This window comes from Acidicapsa acidisoli (assembly GCF_025685625.1).
GTDB classification, from domain to species: Bacteria; Acidobacteriota; Terriglobia; order Terriglobales; family Acidobacteriaceae; genus Acidicapsa; species Acidicapsa acidisoli.
On the sequence record NZ_JAGSYI010000002.1, the window covers coordinates 93895 to 111093 of the forward strand.

General features: G+C 59.7%; 13 protein-coding genes. 5 read left to right on the top strand and 8 right to left on the bottom strand.

Going from position 1 to position 17199, the window contains the following annotated elements; translation table 11 throughout:
- The first annotated feature begins 427 nt into the window (after positions 1 to 427).
- The 4 genes from OHL23_RS10540 (at position 428) to OHL23_RS10555 (ending at position 6422) form a co-directional block, all read left to right on the top strand.
- Complete coding sequence (locus tag OHL23_RS10540; RefSeq protein WP_263351848.1) at positions 428 to 2839, top strand: SLBB domain-containing protein; 2412 nt, start codon at positions 428 to 430, stop codon at positions 2837 to 2839.
- Between the two features lie 54 nt (positions 2840 to 2893).
- The gene (locus OHL23_RS10545) at positions 2894 to 4138 is read left to right on the top strand and encodes an O-antigen ligase family protein (protein ID WP_263351849.1); all 1245 of its coding nucleotides are present in this window, start codon (positions 2894 to 2896) and stop codon (positions 4136 to 4138) included.
- Between the two features lie 146 nt (positions 4139 to 4284).
- A complete protein-coding gene (gene murJ / locus OHL23_RS10550; RefSeq protein WP_263351850.1) occupies positions 4285 to 5658 on the top strand; it encodes a murein biosynthesis integral membrane protein MurJ in 1374 nt (457 codons plus the stop codon).
- Positions 5655 to 6422: a DUF2334 domain-containing protein gene (locus OHL23_RS10555; RefSeq protein WP_263351851.1), complete on the top strand. Its 768-nt coding sequence runs from the start codon at positions 5655 to 5657 to the stop codon at positions 6420 to 6422. Before murJ ends, OHL23_RS10555 begins: the two co-directional genes overlap by 4 nt.
- Here OHL23_RS10555 and OHL23_RS10560 read toward each other — a convergent pair.
- Together OHL23_RS10560 and OHL23_RS10565 are read right to left on the bottom strand one after the other, a co-directional pair.
- Positions 6419 to 7558, bottom strand: a complete 1140-nt coding sequence (locus OHL23_RS10560; protein ID WP_263351852.1) for a glycosyltransferase — start codon at positions 7556 to 7558, stop codon at positions 6419 to 6421. The two genes, OHL23_RS10555 and OHL23_RS10560, sit on opposite strands and share 4 nt — an antisense overlap.
- Positions 7555 to 8670, bottom strand: a complete 1116-nt coding sequence (locus tag OHL23_RS10565; RefSeq protein ID WP_263351853.1) for a glycosyltransferase — start codon at positions 8668 to 8670, stop codon at positions 7555 to 7557. The genes OHL23_RS10560 and OHL23_RS10565 overlap by 4 nt, the downstream gene beginning before the upstream one ends.
- Before the next feature lie 162 nt (positions 8671 to 8832).
- Between OHL23_RS10565 and OHL23_RS10570 the strand changes: the two genes are divergently transcribed.
- On the top strand, positions 8833 to 10041 hold the full coding sequence (locus OHL23_RS10570) for a glycosyltransferase family 4 protein (RefSeq protein ID WP_263351854.1): 1209 nt from the start codon (positions 8833 to 8835) through the stop codon (positions 10039 to 10041).
- Positions 10042 to 10079: 38 nt separating this feature from the next.
- On the opposite strand, the gene OHL23_RS10575 is transcribed toward OHL23_RS10570, so the two are convergent.
- The 6 genes from OHL23_RS10575 to nuoH all read right to left on the bottom strand — a co-directional run bounded on the left by OHL23_RS10575 (position 10080) and on the right by nuoH (position 17121).
- The gene (locus tag OHL23_RS10575) at positions 10080 to 11609 is read right to left on the bottom strand and encodes an NADH-quinone oxidoreductase subunit N (RefSeq protein ID WP_263351855.1); all 1530 of its coding nucleotides are present in this window, start codon (positions 11607 to 11609) and stop codon (positions 10080 to 10082) included.
- On the bottom strand, positions 11606 to 13126 hold the full coding sequence (locus OHL23_RS10580) for a complex I subunit 4 family protein (protein ID WP_263351856.1): 1521 nt from the start codon (positions 13124 to 13126) through the stop codon (positions 11606 to 11608). Before OHL23_RS10580 ends, OHL23_RS10575 begins: the two co-directional genes overlap by 4 nt.
- Before the next feature lie 2 nt (positions 13127 to 13128).
- The gene (nuoL, locus tag OHL23_RS10585; protein WP_263351857.1) at positions 13129 to 15153 is read right to left on the bottom strand and encodes an NADH-quinone oxidoreductase subunit L; all 2025 of its coding nucleotides are present in this window, start codon (positions 15151 to 15153) and stop codon (positions 13129 to 13131) included.
- A 7-nt stretch (positions 15154 to 15160) separates the two neighbouring features.
- Positions 15161 to 15475 (bottom strand): NADH-quinone oxidoreductase subunit NuoK, encoded by a 315-nt coding sequence (nuoK, locus tag OHL23_RS10590; protein ID WP_263351858.1) that lies wholly within the window; start codon positions 15473 to 15475, stop codon positions 15161 to 15163.
- Positions 15475 to 15975, bottom strand: coding sequence for an NADH-quinone oxidoreductase subunit J family protein (locus OHL23_RS10595; RefSeq protein WP_263351859.1), 501 nt, complete (start codon positions 15973 to 15975; stop codon positions 15475 to 15477). The genes nuoK and OHL23_RS10595 overlap by 1 nt, the downstream gene beginning before the upstream one ends.
- Positions 15976 to 16071: 96 nt before the next feature.
- Positions 16072 to 17121, bottom strand: coding sequence for an NADH-quinone oxidoreductase subunit NuoH (gene nuoH / locus OHL23_RS10600; protein ID WP_263351860.1), 1050 nt, complete (start codon positions 17119 to 17121; stop codon positions 16072 to 16074).
- Positions 17122 to 17199 lie beyond the last annotated feature (78 nt).

A 17199-nucleotide genomic window follows, 5' to 3' on the forward strand; every position in this document is an offset into this window, starting at 1 on the left:
CTGTGTTTCCTGGGATGTTGTTTAAGAAGAGTTTCAGAGACTTTGAGATTATGTCGTTGACGGATTGAGCGGAATGCTTGATGCTGCTCAAGAGCAGTGAGTAAGTTTGAAGAAAAGCCGACCCTCAGGGGCTAAAGCCCCCTGATATAGGAGGATTTAATGTACGGGCTGAAGCCCGTACCCTTCGAACTGACCCACGACGTGCTCAAGGCACCCCCTTGTAATACTTGTTTTCTTTTTCCCAATCTGTGCGTACTTACCCTGCTGGGTCGATTTTCCAGCTTCAGGATATTGGTGCGTGGCGGATTCTACATTACCGGATGTTGAAGGGAAGTCTCATTCAGCCTCGCAGAGGGGGCAGGGCGAGTTATCTTCCTATTCGATTCTTGAATTAATTAGCCTGTGTCGGCGACGGCGGCGTTTCCTGTTGGGAACGATCGTCGGATTGTTGCTGTTATGCCTGACTTATTGCGTGATAGCTTCCAATCAATATGAAGCTTCCGCGCGGGTTGCTTTGCGGATGCAGCCGACGTCGTCACTGACGGTGGATACGGCCGAAACGATTGCTCCTGCTTCGATCCTGAGTACTCCGCTCCAGCTTGAAACACTGGCCAATGTGCTGCGCAGCGAGCGGTTGACCTGGCGTGTGATCTGCGGGCTTAAGTTGTACGAATCGGCGGCTTTCAGCCGTGATTTCAAGCAGAGATTTCCAGAATTTGATCCGGAGAAGCCGACGCCGGAAGCGCAGGGGTATCTGCTGGAAACCTTTGGAAAGCGGCTTCATGTTCGCTCGTTGCCGAGGACGCTTCTGCTTGAGATTCGGTTTCGGAGCAAAGATCCGGCGCTGGCGGCAAAGGTGGTGAATGCGCTGATCGGGGAGTTTCGTGCTCAGGAAGGCGAAAGCCGCGTGGATGCGACGCAGGAGGCTTCGAAGTGGCTGCAAGGGCAACTTAAGACCCTGACGGCGCAGGTGGAAGCGAAGGAACGGCAGCTTGCGGAATTTGAACGCCGGAACGGATTTATGACCACCGAGGAGACTGTGCCGGGAGGGCAGCCGGTAGAGTCGCTGCGGGCGTCCGCGGTGCGTGAGGTAGACGAAGCGGAGCGCATGTGGGCGGCGGCAAATGGAGACCGGATTTTGCACGAGGCGCTTTATATGCAGGCCCAACAGGGCGATCCAGAGCAGATTTTGGCGGCGAATCCTGAGTTGCAGGCGGAGATGGGAGCGGGTGGAGCGGCTTTGGCGCAGCAGTTGCACGGGAAGTTGAGCGATGTGAATGTGGAACTGGCTCAACTTGAGGCGGAGCATGGGCCGAAGTTTCCGCGGGTGGTGGAGTTGCGGCGTGCTCAGCAGGAGGTTCAGGGCCAGATACAGGCTGAGGACGAGAACCTGGTGAAGGCTTTTGAGCAGAGCTGGAAAACGGCCGAGGCGCGGGAGCAGTTGTTGCGGAAGGAGCTGGACGCGCAGACGGAAGCGGGTTTGCGGCAGAATGACGCGACGATTGAGTACTCGGTGCTGCATGACGAGGTGCTGTCGGGCAGGGAGCTTTGTACGCGGCTGGCGCGCCGGATGGAAGAGGCGGAGTTGTCGGCGGGAGTGCGGGGTTCCAGCATCACGGTGGTGGATTATGCGCGGGTTCCATTCAAGCCTGTGACTCCGGACCCGGTGCTTTATCTGGCGATTACGCTGTTTTCGGGGGTGTGGGTGGCGTTGGGCGGGGCGCTTTTGCTGGATGCCTTGCGGCCTTCGGCGGGGCAGGTCACAAGTCAGGTTAAGGGCGTTGTTGTTTGTCTGATTTTTCTGATGGCAGGGGTTGCGGCGGCCTATGGGCAGGCTCCTATTCCGAATACGCAGGGATTGCCGAGCGGTGTGGTCAAGCTGCCGGAGGATCAACCGGCGGGTTTGAGGCCGAATGCGAAGGAGGCGCCTCCGGTGTGGAATTCCACTGCTCCAGCGACGGGAGTTGCGGAGGTGTTGGATCGTCCGGCCGGGACTGCGATGGCGTTGCCTATTGCGGTGGGGGATTTTCTGGATGTGAGCGAGTTTCATATGCCGGAGTTTCGTTCGGCGGTGCGCGTGGCGAGTGACGGGACGGTGCTGCTGCCGCTGGTGGGGCAGGTGAAGCTGGCCGGAATGATGGAGCGGCAGGCTTCCGAGGCGATCGATAAGGCGCTGGTGGATGGGGGAATGCTGCTGCATCCGCAGGCTTCGGTGCTGGTGACGAATGCGGCTGGGCAGGACGTCAGCGTGATGGGAGAGGTGGCGCGGCCCGGAGTGTATTCGTATACGGCGCATCATCGGCTGCTGGATTTGATCGCGGCGGCGAGCGGGCTTTCGGCGAATGCGGGGCGGCTGGTAAGCGTGTTTCATCGGGAAGATGCGCATACCGGCCATCCGGTGATTTTGGATGGGGGCGGTATAGACGCCAAGGGCGATCACAATCCGGAGCTAGCGCCGGGAGACACGGTGATGGTAAGCCGCGCGGGACTGGTTTATGTGATCGGAGATGTGGTCCGTCCAGGGGGATTTGCCGTCGATCCGGCGCAGGGACTTACGGTCGTGCAGGCGCTTTCGCTGGCCTGGGGAGCGTCGGCCAATGCTGCGGCTTCCAAGGCGATTCTGATTCGGGATCAGACTGGCGGACGGACTTTGACGACGCTGAACCTGCGGCGCATGATTCGCGGGCAGGACCCGGATCAGCCGGTTCGAGATCGGGATATTCTCTTCGTTCCGGATAGCACTGCCAGGGATTTGATGAACAAGGGGCTTGAGTCCGCGATCCAGTCGGCTATCGGAGTTTCGATTTATGCGGGGCTGGTGTATTCGCAGAGGTTTTAAGGGCGAGGGACTAGGAAATAGGGGATAGATTTTGTGCTTTGCACGAGCTGGCACATGGCTTTTGGAGGTCTGGTGAGGCGGCTGACGGTTGCGTTGCTGATGCTGTATGCATTTGCGGTGCCGTGGGAGTATTCGCTGGATCTTGGCGAGCCATTTGGGAATGCGGCTCGCATTCTTGGTATTTTGCTGCTGGTTACGGTGGCGCCTCTTGTGTTGATGATGCGAGGCGCGCGCAGACCGGGAGTTGTGCAATGGCTGGTGCTAGCGCTTTATCTATATTTTGTTTGCAGCTATTTCTGGACTGTAGAGCAAGATGCCACTATGGACAAGATTCGGGCCTACTTCCAGGTGATGATGATTGTCTGGCTTGTCTGGGAGGTTGCAGAGGCTCCCGAGGACTTGCGGGGGCTCTTTCGCGCCTTTGTGGCTGGTTGCTGGGTGTTGGCGATTTTGACCTTCCTCAACTTTGCGTCTGCCAGTTCAGCGGTGGAGCAATTGGCGGGACAGGTGCGGTTTGTGGCGGAGGGGCAGGACCCGAATGATGTGGCGCGGTTCCTGGATCTGGGATTTCCGCTGGCTGCGCTTTTGTTTGCGACGGAAAAGCAATGGCTGACGAGGTTTCTGGCCATCGGATATATTCCGGCGGGATTGCTGGCGGTGTTGTTGACGGCGTCCCGAGGAGGGTTTTCGGGGGCTCTTGCGGCCTTGCTGGGGTCTGCGATTTTGCTGGTGATGTGGCGTCCGAGGGCGTCGTCGGTCGTATTCGTGGGGCTTGCCGTGACGGTCGTTGCGATCTTCCTGTTTGTGCCGGCCGGTTCGTTGGACAGGCTGGCGACGATTCCGGAAGAGGTCGGCGGCGGAGACCTCAACGACCGGCTGAATATCTGGGATGCCGGATGGCATGCGTTCACTCGGTCGCCGTGGTGGGGTTACGGGGCGGGGACGTTTACGACGGCTGCGGGTCTTGCGTCTGGCGATACTGCGCACAACACGGTGATGGCGGTACTGGTAACTGGGGGACTGGCAGGAACGGCGATCTTTGCGGGAATTCTAGCTGGTGTCGCGCGGGCCGTGTCTCGAACGGGCGGGTTGCTGCGAGTGGCTTTGGGTACGGGGATGGTGGTGTGGCTGATTACCTCCATGGTTGGGTCGGTGGAGGAGAATCGTGCCACCTGGTTGCTGTTTGCCATGGTGACCTTGGCTGGGCGGCTGGCGGAAGAGCGGCGCGGGGCGATGATGGAGCTGTTTTCCGGAGAAGGCGGCACGGAAGTGAAGATGCTCGTGTACGCCGGCAGGTAGACTGACGGTAGCATCCGTCCTGTTGAGTAGTGGGTCAATATTAAGAAAGGCCAACCCTCAGGGGCTAAAGCCCCCAATATTGCAGGACTTAATGTACGGGCTGAAGCCCGTACCCTTCAAACTGACCTATTACGTCCTATGGCAAGATGACTCAATCTCCCGTGATATTGCCGAGTATCAATCGCCGTATCTTTCGTGCAGCGTTGATCGTCACGTTTGCCGGTGTGTTCGTGAAATTGGTTGCGACTGCGAAGGAATTTGTGGTGGCCGGTGCGTTTGGGCGCAGCGATGCGATGGATGCGTTCCTGATCGCGTATCTGGTGCCCGGGCTGCTGGTGAATCTGTTCTCGGAGTCGATGAACCAGGCGCTGATTCCGACGCTGGTGCGGGTACGGGAGACGGAGGGCCGGGCGAAGGCGCAGGAGCTGCTTTCCAGCGCGATGGGTTGGACGTGCCTTCTGCTGGCGGGCGGGTCAGTTGTGATGGGAGCGACGGCGCGGCTGTTCTTTCCTTTGGTGGTACCGCACTTCTCCGCGGGCAAGATGTTGCTTACGGAGGAGTTGTTCTACGGGTTGCTGCCGGTCGTCCTGATTGCTGGAATTACCCAGAACTGCGCGGCTGTGCTGAATACCTTTGAGCGGTTCGCGTTGCCGGCTCTGGCTCCTGTGGTCTGGCCGCTGGCGATCATTCTGGGTGCGTGGTTTCTTGCGCCGCAGTTGGGGATCTGGGCGATGGTCTATTCGAATGTGGCCGGAGCGCTGGTGAATGCGGTGCTGGTGATTTGGATGATGCAGACGCATGGGTATCGCTTTGAACTTCACTGGTTTGGGGGCTGGAATCGAAGAACCGACGCGATGCGGGAGGTTGCTGGACAGTATGGGCCGATTCTGCTGAGCGGGCTGGTAGCGTCGAGCGGATTGCTGGTGGATCAGGGAATGGCGGCGATGCTGCCTTCCGGGAGTGTTTCGACGCTGGTCTATGCCAATCGTTTTGTGAGCGTAGTGCTGAATCTGCTGGCAGGCGCAATTGCAACGGCGGTGACGCCGTACTTTTCGCAGATGGTGGCGCGCCGGGACTGGACGGGCTGCCGGCATACGATCAATACGTATGTTCGGGTCACGGCGCTGGTTTCGGTTCCGGTGGCTCTGGCGATGATCTTTGGGTCGCATCTGCTGGTGCGCCTGACCTACCAGCATGGGGCGTTTGGAGCGCAGGATACGGCGGCGGTTGCTCCGGTGCAGGCGATGTATGCGATTCAACTGCCGTTTTATATCGTCAGCCGGGTGTTCTACCGGTATCTGGTTGCGATTCGACGGACTTCGCTGATTCTGTATTGCGGGATTATCAACCTGGTGCTGGATGTGGTGTTGAACATCCTTTGCATGCGGTGGTACGGCGTGGCGGGAATCGCGCTTGCCACCTCTCTGTGGACGGTGAGCACGTTTGTGTTTCTGTGCTTCTGGACGTATCGGCTGCTGCCTGCGGCGGATTCGCCGAATAAGGACGCGCTGACGGCATGAGGAAATCTCCGGCGAAGGCGCAGTATTTGCTGCGGTTTGACGATTTGTGTCCGACGATGGATCGGGCGCGATGGGCACGGATGGCGGCGCTGGTGGCTCGATTTGGAATTCAGCCGATATTGGCGGTTGTGCCGGATAATCGTGATCCCGAGCTTGAGCACGACGCTGCCGATGAAGGGTTTTGGGAGCAGATGCGCGCGCTGCAGAATTCAGGAGCGACGATCGGGCTGCATGGTTACCGGCATGTTTGCGCGGCCGGTGGACGGAGTTTGATTCCGCTGCATCGCCGGACGGAGTTTGCGGGGGTGGCGCGGGAGTTGCAGCGGGAGTGGATCGGGCGTGGGCTGACGATTCTCCGAGCGAATGGATTGCATCCGCGGATCTGGGTTGCGCCGCGACATGGGTTCGACCGCCGGACGCTCAGAGCTTTGCGCGCGGAAGGAATTGGGCTGGTTTCGGACGGATTTGCAATGGGACCGTTTCGGAGCGAGGGGGTGGTTTGGGTTCCGCAGCAGATATGGAGTCCGGTCGAGAAGTCTTCGGGACTATGGACGATCTGTGTGCATGCGAATTCGGCGACCGATGAGACGGTTGGGGCATTGGAGGATTTTCTTGAGCGGCACTCTTTTCAATTTACTTCTGTGGATCGGGTGCTGGCAGAATGGCCGGTTTCCGGGCGCTCGCTTCGGGACAGATGGTTCCATGCGCGGATGATCTGGCGTCTCCGGTTGAGGAAGTTCCGGGGGCGATTGCGGGTTTCTTAACGCCGTCTTCGCTGTCTTGCTTGATGGGATGGGTTCGGATTCTCTTCGAGCAGTTGGCAATAGAGGGACTCCCATTGGTCGACGATGGCGCGAAGCGAGAAGTGCTTTTCGACGAATTCGCGGCCGTTTTCACCCATTTTCAGGCGGTGATCGAGGGGCATGGTCATGACTTGCGTCATGGCCTCGGCTAGGGCCGCGACGTCGCCGACCGGGACGACGCGGCCGGTTTCGTTTGGGCGCATGGCCTCGCGGGTGCCGTGGCCGTCTGTGGCTACGACTGGAAGGCCGGCTGCGGCGGCTTCGAGAACGGCGATCGGCAGGCCTTCCCAGAGAGAGGACAAAACGAAGGCGTCGGCTGTGGCCAGAAAGGGCTTGACGTTGCGATGGAAGCCGGCGAACTGGACTCGATCCTCGATTCCGAGTTTGCAGGCCAGGTTGCGGAGGGTGTGCTCTTCGGGTCCGCTGCCTACGATTTGGAGCGTGGGCGCACAAGTTAAGGTTGCGAAGGCTTGCAGCAGGGTTGGATAGTCTTTTACCGGGGCCAGGCGGCCCACTGCGATCCACCGGAATGGCTCTATTCCAGATGGGCTGTGTTGGCTGGGACGGGGCGAGACGTCTGGTTGGGATATCTCTACGCCATTGAAGAGGATGGTCACGGATTTCTCTGGCGCGATGTTTGCGACTATAGCTGCGGATGCAACGGAGGTGCTGACGGCTGTTACGTGGTTCGTGAGCCAATGGGTGAGGCGGTAGGTGTGCTGCCTCGCTTTGCTGCCTGTGCTGCTGGTGTGAATGGTGTCCACGAGGACGCGGACGGGAGCCAGCAGGCGCGCGCAGCGGGCGAACCAGGTGGCGTGCGGCAGGTGGGTATGGACGATTTCCGGCTGGTTGCGCCGGACCCAGGCAAGATAGCGGAGCCAGCCGTGGGGGTCGATCCATGCCTTGCGCATTTGGAGGGAGAGATAGTCGACTCCGGCTGTCCGGAGTTCCTCTGCCGAGCCGGCTCCTGTACCGGACAGGGCGATGACGGTGACTTGCCAGCCGCGATTTGCGTGTTCTTTTGCGAGGAGAAACACCTGCTTCTCGGCTCCGCCGATTCGATCGATGGTTGGGACAAGCATGGCGACCCTGGTCATGTTTTCTTTCGCGCGGCAGCTTGTTCGATGAAGGCTGCATAGGCTGCTATAGCTGTGTCGAGTTCGAAGGGAGCGAGGAAGGCGTGGCGGAAACGGCGCGGCGTGGCGGGAGGGTGCGCGAGCTCGGGGAGGGAGGCGACGATGGTCTCGGCCAGGGAGTTGGCGGAGATGCTGGAGGTGAGCCATGTTCCCGGGGCGTCGCGGAGCAGATCGCTTACTCCATCCGAACAGGGAGTTGCGATGATGGGCAGGCCGGCGGCGGCGGCTTCGAGCATGGCGTTGGGCATTCCTTCGTAGCGGGACGGCAGGACGAAGAGCGTGGCGCTTGCATAGTATTGAGCCGGGTTTCTGTGGCCAGCGAAGGTTACTGCGGCTTCGAGATTGAGACTCCCGGTCAACTGCCTGAGAGCTTCTTCTTCCGGACCCGCGCCGAGGATCTGGAGATGAGCTTGAGGATATCGTTGCCGGACCACGTGCCGTGCTTGGAGGAGCATGTCCAGGCCCTTTTCTTTTGAAAGGCGGCCAACCGCAAGTATGCGTGGCCAGGTATCGGGCGGCCAGTTTCCATGGTGCGAATCGTCTTCTGTGGGATGGGCGTCTAAGTCGACGGGATTTGCCAGCACTGCCAGCTTCGTTCGTGGCAGGCAGAAGTTGATTGCGAGGTCATTTGCCATGGCTTCGGACTGGCAGATGATGGCGTCGGCGCGCCGGTAAAGGTGGCGATATGGTTGCCGTGCGAGCCATGTTCTGGCAGATGAGGAGGCGGTTGTATTCTGCCGCACCAGGATGACGGTGCGGCGCGGCAGGAGTGGCTTGAGGAGCAGCACGAGGAAGTTGAGGTGAGCCATGCCGGAGAGAATGACGTCGGGCTGACGAGCTCGAATGAGGCGGACGAGTTGCAGCCAGGCGTGGCGGACGCGTTTGACTTCGAAGCGCGTGACTCGTATCTGCGTGGGGACTGGCCCTACTAATGACCTATCTTTCGTGAATAATATGAGGTCTATCTCGAAGCGGGCTTGGCTTAGATGGCGAGTTAGAAGATGAGTTACCCGCTCGGCACCACCTCCGCCAAGATGCGGGATAAGGAGCATTAACTTGATGCGCGGGGTCATTGGTATCTATCGATCTTATACTCGGAGAGAGACATAGACTCAGGATTCCCATTGCGGTAGTATTGCCATTCCGGGACATTGATTTCTTACTAAGTTCAAACTATTTGTGCCGTTTCTTCTTTTCCCTGGCTGCGTCGCGTATTCAGTAAGGATTCCGCGATGATGGCAAGTACTTCTGACGATATTTTGGGATGTGATTCCGGCCTGGGTGTGGTCCATACTGGGGCCAGGAACGCTCCCAGGCTGGTGATGGGCGTTACGAGTGACCAGACTTGCCTGGTGCTCCGGGGACGCTTGCGCGCGCTGCGGCTGGCGGGGTTTGATGTCACGCTGATTTCCTCGCCTGGGGAGAATCTGACTCGACTTGTAATGGAGGAGGGTGTGACGGCGTGTCCGCTGCCCATGCGCCGGGGGATTGCGCCGCTTGCGGACCTGGTTTCGTTTGTCGCAATTTACCGGATTCTGCTGCGGCTGCGGCCTTCCATTACAGACTTCAGTACGCCGAAGGCGGGGTTGCTGGGGAATCTGGCGGCGTGGTGCTTGCGGGTGCCGCATCGCGTGTATACGCTGCGTGGGCTCAAACTCGAGGGTGCTCGGGGAGGGAAGAAACGGCTGTTGTTGTGGTCGGAACGCCTGGCTGCCTGGTGTTCGCATGTGGTGCTGTGCAACAGCGAAAGTTTGCGGGCTGCGGCGCTTGCGCTGAGAATCGCTCCGGCGGGGAAATTGCATTTGCTCGGAGATGGCAGCAGTAATGGTGTGGACTGTGTGCGGTTTTCGCCCGGTGCGAGCCAGGTACGGCTCAATCTGGAGATCGATGACGGGGATCTGGTTCTGGGGTTTGTGGGGCGGCTCACTGGGGACAAGGGTGTTCCGGAGCTTCTGGTGGCTTTTGAGGAGATTTTGCGCGCGGAACCGCGATGCTGGTTGCTGCTGGTGGGGTGGTTTGATCGATCAGAGGATGCGCTCGACCTGCGCTGGCCGGCGCACATTGCGGGGCATCCGCGAATCCATTGCACCGGGTTTGTTGCGGATACAGCGCCGTACTACAGGGCCATGGATTTGCTGGTATTGCCGACGCACCGGGAGGGATTTCCCAATGTTGTGCTGGAGGCTGCCGCGAGCGGGTTGGCGGTGATTACGACGGAGTCGACCGGGGCGCGGGATGCGGTTGTGCCTGGGGTGACGGGGCTGCTGATTGAGCCGAAACGGTCGGAGGCGATTGCCGGGGCGGCGATTGAGCTTCTCAGGGATGAGGAGCGGCGGAAGCGATTTGGTGCTGCTGCGCGGGCCTGGGTACTGGATCGCTATACCAAGGATCGGGTACTGGGGCTGGCGGTGGAGTTTTATCAGCGATTGATTGAGGCGTCTTGATGAGGGATCGGGCCTCGGATTGAGACCCGATCACGATCCTAGCGGACCCAGCGGACGTTCTCTGCGGCGGGTGGATTGGCAGATGCTGGAGCTTTGGAGAAACTGGCGGCTCCGGCCTGGGCTGCACCGAGGATGTGCTGAGGATGGATGCCAAGAATCAGCGTGGCGATGGCGGTGAAGACGAGCGCTGTTCCGACCGCGAGGCCTAGTCGCGGCGTTACGAGCTTTTGGGCTCCGGCGGCTGGGGGCTGAGCTACGGTGACGGCCAGCTTGAGGTAGTAGGCTGCGGCTAATCCAGAGTTGAGCAGGCCGATGAGACCGAGCCAGACCGCTCCACCCTGGAGCGCGGTGGAGAACGAGTAGAACTTGCCGAAGAAGCCCGCGGTGAAGGGGATTCCGATGAGGGACGCCAGGAAGAAGATAAGCACACTGCCGAGGACCGGGGCGCGATAGATCAGTCCGCGGAAGTCGGCGATAAGGGGAAGGTCTTCGTTGTAGCCGCTGACTACGGTCACTACCGCAAAAATGCCGACTTGCATGGCGGAGTAGGCAGCGATGTAGAAGCTGGCGGCGGCGATTCCAGTAAAACCGACGCCGGCGAAGGCGGCCAGCAGGTAGCCTGCGTGGGCGATGGAGGAGTAAGCGAGCATCCGCTTGACGTTCTCCTGGCGCAGCGCGGCCAAGTTGCCGACAGTCATGGAGAGAATGGCGATGATCCACATCAGCGGCATCCACATGGGCTGGAGCATGGGGAAGCTCGAATAGAGGAGGCGGATCAGGAGCGCGAAGGCTGCGGCCTTCGGTGCGGTGGACATGAGAGCGACGACGGGCGAAGGTGCGCCTTCGTAGACGTCGGGGGTCCAGACGTGGAATGGGGCGGCGGAGACTTTGAACAGGATGCCGACCATCAATAACGCGAAAGAGGCCAGAACCAGTGACGACGACCTGGCGTGGGGGATGAGGCCTGCGATTTGGTTGATCTGGGTGGTGCCGGTGGCTCCGAAGATCAGGGCTACGCCGTAGAGCAGGAATCCTGTGGCGAAGGAGCCGAGCAGGAAGTACTTGATCGCTGCTTCGGGGCCTTTACCGGTGTGTTTGCGGAAGCCAGCGAGGATGTAGGTGGAGATGGAGGAGATTTCGAGGGCGATGAAGACGACGAGCAACTCGATGGCGGAGGTCATGAGGCACATGCCTACGGCCCCGAAGACCATGAGGGCGAAGTATTCGCCGCGATGATGCTGGACAGGACTGGAATCTGGTGGCAGCGCATCGAGCGAAATGAGCAGCGATACGAGGACGATTCCGCAGATGAGGACGTGGAAGAAGACGCTGAAGGCGTCGGTCTGTACGGTGTTGTAGAAGGCTGTTCCGGCGGGCAGGGAAAGCTGCCAGAGGCTGGCCCAAAGGGCGGCCATGACGCCGAATGCGCCGAGCCAACCGAGGCCGCGACGGCTGGAGGCGGCGGGCATTGCGGCGTCGATGAGCATGATGAGGACGCCGGTCAGGGTGAGGACGACTTCGGGCAGAATGCGGTAGATGTCGGGCACGGCTGCGGAGATCGAGTTCATTGCTGGCCTCCTGCGGAGGACGCCGAGTTCGAGATGGGGGCGCTGAGGGCGTTGGCGGCTCCTCTTATTCCGGTTTCAATTTCCGAAAGCCAGAGGTTGGGGAAGATTCCCATGACGAGCATCAGAGTGGCGAGGGGATAGAGCACGAACTTTTCGCGCAATTCGAGGTCGCTGGCCGGTTTGCTGAGAGAGAGCTGGGACTGTGGTCCGTAGAAGACGCGTTGAACAAGGGTGAGCATATAGGCGGCGCTGAGGATGACTCCGATGGTTCCCGCAGTCGCCCAACTACGGCTGACTTCGGTGAAAGTGCTTGAGAGGACGAGGAATTCGCCGATGAAGCCGTTGAGCATTGGAAGGCCGATCATTGCCAGGCTGGCGATGACGAAAACTGTCGCGAGTACGGGTGTCTTTTTGGTGAGACCTCCGTACTGGCTGATCTGGCTGGTGCCGTAGCGGTCGTACAGAACGCCGAAAAGGACGAATAGCGCGGCGCCAATGACGCCCTCGTTGATGGTCTGGAAGACGCTGCCGTCGAGGCCCGCGAGGGTGAATCCGTAGATGCCGAGAGTGCAGAAGCTGAGGCTGCTGATGGTTCCGTAGGCGAGTAGCTTCCAGAAATCCTTTTGGACGAGCGCGAGCAGCGCGCCGTAGAGGATGCCGGCGGCAGCGAGGGCGATCATCCAGGGAGCAGCCTTGTGGGCCTGAACAGGGAAGAGGCCGACGTGGAAGCGGATGAGAGAGTAGAGACCGAGCTTTCCGGCGACGACCATGGCCATTGAGACGGGGGCTTCGGAAAAGGTATCCGGGAGCCAGCCATGCAGGCCGAGGACGGGGACTTTGACGGCGAAGGCGATCAGGAAGGCCAGCGCGGCCCAGCAGAGCGGTCCGGCGGGAATTGTGCCGCTGGCAATGGCGGATTGCAGGTCAGAAAATTGGAAGCTGCCGGTTTTCGCGTAAAGCCAGAGCAGGGCCACAAGGAGAGGCGCGGACGAGATAAAGGTGTAGAGGAAGAAGCGGGTTGCGGCTTTGGGGCCACCGTTTTCCGAGCTGCCTCTTCCGTACATCGCGATCAGGATGGCCATCGGGATGAGGGACAGTTCCCAGAAGCCGTAGTAGAGCATCAGGTCAAGCGAGACAAAGACGCCGACCATGGCGGTCTGTTGCAGAAGGAAGAAGGCGTAGAAGACCTTGCTGCGTTCCTTGACCGTCTTCCAACTGGCCAGGACGCCGATTGGAGCGAGCAGGCCGGTGAGGACTACGAGCCAGAGCGAGAGGCCGTCGACACCTACGTGGTAGCGGATGGCCGGGTTCGCGATCCAGGGAATGTCCTGGACGAATTGAAAGCCCTGCGCGCCGGGGTTGAAGTGCGCGGGCAGATGGAGCGTCAGCAGGAAGGTAACGAGTGCGGTTGCGAGGGCTGCCCAGGCGGGAAGTTTGCCGCGGTCGGGCAGCAGCAGTACAAGCAGCGCGCCAGCGAGGGGAGCGAGGAGAATCAGCGAGATGATGACGTTATCCATTTTTAGTGCCCCGCCCATATCATGCGAATGTCGACTCCACCGATTCCGTAGGCAACGACTCCGACGACGGTGAAGAACAAGATGGCTGCTGCGCCAGCGGCGAGCCAGCCGGAGTAGGAACGGAGATTTCCTGATTGCCAGCGGCGCAGCAACTCTCCGAGGAGGGTTGCTATGCCTGCAAGCAGCCAGGCCGAGCCGCGGATGATTGCGCCTTCACCGAGCCAGCCGAGGACGTAGCGCGAGGCGAGCGTTAGCGGCTTTACGACCGTGTTGGAGTACAGCTCGTCGATCCAGTATTTGTGTTCGAGAAGGTTGTAAACGCCGGGTGCGGAAGCGGCCAGTTTTGCGGCGCGGTCGTTCTTTCTGCTGTAGAAAAGATGTGCGACGTACCAGCCCAGGATAGCGACGACAACCGCGAGGACGCTCAAGCCGATATCGAGGCTCTTGCCACCGGATTCGAGTGCGGGGTCGACGACCGGGCCGACTACTGGAGCGAGGAAGTTGCCGAAGTGTTCGATGCCGATCCAGCCGCCGCAGAAGGAGAGGATGGCGAGGATGACTAGGGGGCCGAGCATCACCCAGGGACTCTCGTGGGGTGAATGGGCATGTTCGGATTCGAGAACGAGCGTGGTGTCGGAGCGGGAGTGGACTGCTGCGCCGTGCTCTTCAACGCTGCCTGCAAACCGGGATTCGCCCATGAAGGTGAGGTACCAGAGGCGGAACATGTAGAAGCTGGTGAGGAGCGCGGTTACGAGGCCGACAAAGTAGAGAGTCTTGCCGAGCGTGCCGTGCTGGAAGGCTTCGTAAAGGATTGCGTCTTTGGAGAAGAAGCCAGCGAATGGAAAGATACCGGCGATGGCGATGACGCCTGCGGTCATGGTCCAGAAGGTGACGGGAAGTTTCTTGCGCAGGCCGCCCATCTTGCGTAGGTCTTGCTCGCCGCCGAGGCCGTGGATGACCGAGCCCGCTGCGAGGAAGAGCAGGGCCTTGAAGAAGGCATGGGTCATCAGGTGGAAAACCGCTGCGGAGTACGCCGCGACGCCGCAGCCGAGGAACATGTAGCCGAGTTGCGAGATCGTCGAGTAGGCGAGGACGCGCTTGATGTCTGTCTGGACGAGCGCGATAGTAGCTGCGAAGAGCGCGGTTGCTGCGCCGATGATGGCGACGACTGCGAGCGCGAAGGGTGAGCGGTCGAAGAGGCCGTGGGTGCGGGAGATCATGTAGACGCCGGCGGTGACCATAGTGGCGGCGTGGATGAGCGCGGAGACTGGCGTGGGGCCTTCCATGGCGTCCGGGAGCCAGACGTAGAGCGGGATTTGTGCGGACTTGCCGCAAGCTCCGACTACGAGGCAGAGGGCGATTGCGGTGAGGATTCCGCCTTGCAGCGCGGGTTGGGCGGCGAGACTCGCCCCGATCTTGCCGAAGCTCAGAGTGCCGAACTGAGACAGCAGCAGGAACATCGCGATGAGGAAGCCGAAGTCGCCGATTCGGTTAACGACGAAGGCTTTGCGGCCTGCGTCGGCGGCGGATTTCTTATCGAAGTAGAAGCCGATGAGCAGATACGAGGCCAGACCGACGCCTTCCCAGCCGACAAACATCAGGAGGTAGTTTTCGGCGAGGACCAGGACGGTCATGAAGAAGAGGAAGAGGTTCAGATAGCTGAAGAAACGCCAGTAACCTTCTTCGTGGGCCATGTAGCCGACGGAGTAGAGGTGGATGAGGAAGCCTACTCCCGTGATGATCAGGAGCATGAGCAGCGTAAGTTGGTCGAGCTGAAAAGTGAAGTCGATGTGCAGAGCGCCTGCGGAGATCCAGCTTCCGGCGAAGTTTTCGTTGTAGGGCAGGGCGAGGGAATTCGAAAAGACGAACTGCGCCGCGCGGACGACTACTGCAAATGCCGCCAATGGGAACGCAAGGGCAACTGTCGAAACGAGCGCCTTGGGCAGACGGCTGCCGACGAGGCCGTTCACGAAGAAGCCGGCGAAGGGCAGGATGGGAATCAACCAGAGATAGAGATGTATGGTCATATTTTCGTCAGAGCTTCATTAGATCGATCTGGTCGACGTTGAGGGTTTGACGGGAACGGAAGATGGCGATGATGATGGCGAGGCCCACGGCGGCTTCGGCAGCGGCAACCATCATGACGAAGAAGACGAAAATCTGTCCCTGGACAGCGTGCCACTCGTGGGCGAAGGTCACGAAGGAAAGATTGACGGCGTTGAGCATCAGCTCAATGGACATGAAGACGGTGATCAGGCTGCGTTTGATGAGGAAGCCGACGACGCCGAGTACGAACAAGAGCGCCGAGAGAATCAGGTACCAGGAGCTAGGGACTGAGTCGAAATGCATCAGGAGTGGCCTTCCTTTCGTGCCAGCGCTACTGCGCCGAGGATGGCAATGAGGACCAGGACTGAGGTGAGTTCAAAGGGCAGGAGCATATCGGTGAAAAGTACTTTGCTCAGTTCCTGGGTGGTGGTGATGCCGTCGCTCAGTTTTACGCCGCCGAGACGGCGCTGGGCTTCGAGGATGACGGTGGTGATGACGGCGAAGAAGACGAAGATTGCGGGGAAGCCGATGGTCTTGGCTATCTTGCTGCCGTGGGTGCGTTCTTCTTCTCCGACATTAAGGAGCATGACGACGAAGGTGAAGAGAACCATGACAGCGCCGGCGTAGACGATGATCTGTGCGATGGCGAGGAACTCAGCGCCGAGGAGCAGGTAGAGCACCGCGAGCGAACTCATGACAACGATCAGCGACAGGGCGCTGTTGATGGGGTGAGTCTGGAGGAGCAGATTGACCGCTCCGGCCAGACAGAAACCCGCGAAGATCAGAAATAAAATCAGATGCATTTTGCTTTCAATCCGTCAATTCGTGAATCCGTTCAGACTGGGCGCGGAAGCTTACGTGATAGCGGTCATTTTGCTTCGGCCAAACCCGATTGTAACTTACGGAAAGACAGCCATTACGAGGCTGGTTCCCACGATGTTGAGCATGGCTACGGGAAGAAGATACTTCCATCCGTAGCCCATGAGCTGGTCGTAACGGAAACGCGGCAAAGTGCCGCGCACCCAGACGTACAGGAACAGGAAAAAGAAGACTTTGACAACGAACCAGAGCAGCGGAATGATGGCCTGGAGAATGATGTTTTGTGGCTCTGGAAGCAGGTGTCCGAAGGGGCTGGTCCAACCGCCTAAAAAGAGCAGCGTGGCTACGCAACCTACGGTGATCATGTTTCCGTATTCGGCCATGAAGAACATGGCGAACTTCATCGAACTGTATTCGGTGTGGTAACCGCCAGTCAGTTCGGTCTCGGCCTCGGGAAGATCGAAGGGGGCGCGGTTGGTTTCGGCGTAAGCGGCGGTGAGGTAGATGAAGAAGGCGATGAACTGGCCTCCGCCGAAGAGGTTCCAGGAGAGGAAGCCGTGCGTGGATTGGACGCGGACGATTTCAGCGAGCGAGAACGAGCCGGTGCGAAGGACGATGCCGACGAGTGAGAGGCCGAGCGCCAGCTCGTAGCTGACCATCTGGGCTGAGGAGCGCAGTGCGCCGAGCAGGGAGTATTTGTTGTTCGAGGACCAGCCGGCGAGTGCGATGCCGTAGACGCTGATCGAGGTGACTCCGAGGATGATGAGCAGGCCGATGTTGAGGTCGGCGATTTCAAAGATCTTGATGCCGCGATAGGTGATCGGCGCGCCGAAGGGAATGACAGCGATGGAGAGCAAAGCACAGCCGAGGGCGATCAGCGGCGCAAGCAAATAAAGCGGCTTGTAGACGCCAGCGGGAATCATGTCTTCCTTGAGGAAGAGCTTGAGACCGTCCATCATCGGTTGCCAGAGGCCGAAGGGGCCGACGCGGCTGGGCCCCCAGCGGTTCTGGATACGGCCGACGAGCTTGCGCTCAAGCAGCACGGTATAGGCCACGGCGCCGAGGAAGATTGCCAGCACCACAACCACTTTCAAGATGCTTAACAACAAAAACACCCAGAAGATACTCAAGGAACTTAAACCTTTCTTTGTCCGGGGAGTTTCCGCTTTTGTGTTCTCATCGGAACTCCCTCGGGGGCTAAAGCCCTA

Excerpts from the sequence above, each read along its gene's own strand:
- OHL23_RS10545 (WP_263351849.1), top strand. The coding sequence starts at position 2,894 with ATGGCTTTTGGAGGTCTGGTGAGGCGGCTGACGGTTGCGTTGCTGATG.
- murJ (WP_263351850.1), top strand. The coding sequence starts at position 4,285 with ATGACTCAATCTCCCGTGATATTGCCGAGTATCAATCGCCGTATCTTT.
- OHL23_RS10555 (WP_263351851.1), top strand. The coding sequence starts at position 5,655 with ATGAGGAAATCTCCGGCGAAGGCGCAGTATTTGCTGCGGTTTGACGAT.
- OHL23_RS10560 (WP_263351852.1), bottom strand. The coding sequence starts at position 7,558 with ATGACCAGGGTCGCCATGCTTGTCCCAACCATCGATCGAATCGGCGGA.
- OHL23_RS10565 (WP_263351853.1), bottom strand. The coding sequence starts at position 8,670 with ATGACCCCGCGCATCAAGTTAATGCTCCTTATCCCGCATCTTGGCGGA.
- OHL23_RS10570 (WP_263351854.1), top strand. The coding sequence starts at position 8,833 with ATGGCAAGTACTTCTGACGATATTTTGGGATGTGATTCCGGCCTGGGT.
- OHL23_RS10575 (WP_263351855.1), bottom strand. The coding sequence starts at position 11,609 with ATGAACTCGATCTCCGCAGCCGTGCCCGACATCTACCGCATTCTGCCC.
- OHL23_RS10580 (WP_263351856.1), bottom strand. The coding sequence starts at position 13,126 with ATGGATAACGTCATCATCTCGCTGATTCTCCTCGCTCCCCTCGCTGGC.
- nuoL (WP_263351857.1), bottom strand. The coding sequence starts at position 15,153 with ATGACCATACATCTCTATCTCTGGTTGATTCCCATCCTGCCCTTCGCC.
- nuoK (WP_263351858.1), bottom strand. The coding sequence starts at position 15,475 with ATGCATTTCGACTCAGTCCCTAGCTCCTGGTACCTGATTCTCTCGGCG.
- OHL23_RS10595 (WP_263351859.1), bottom strand. The coding sequence starts at position 15,975 with ATGCATCTGATTTTATTTCTGATCTTCGCGGGTTTCTGTCTGGCCGGA.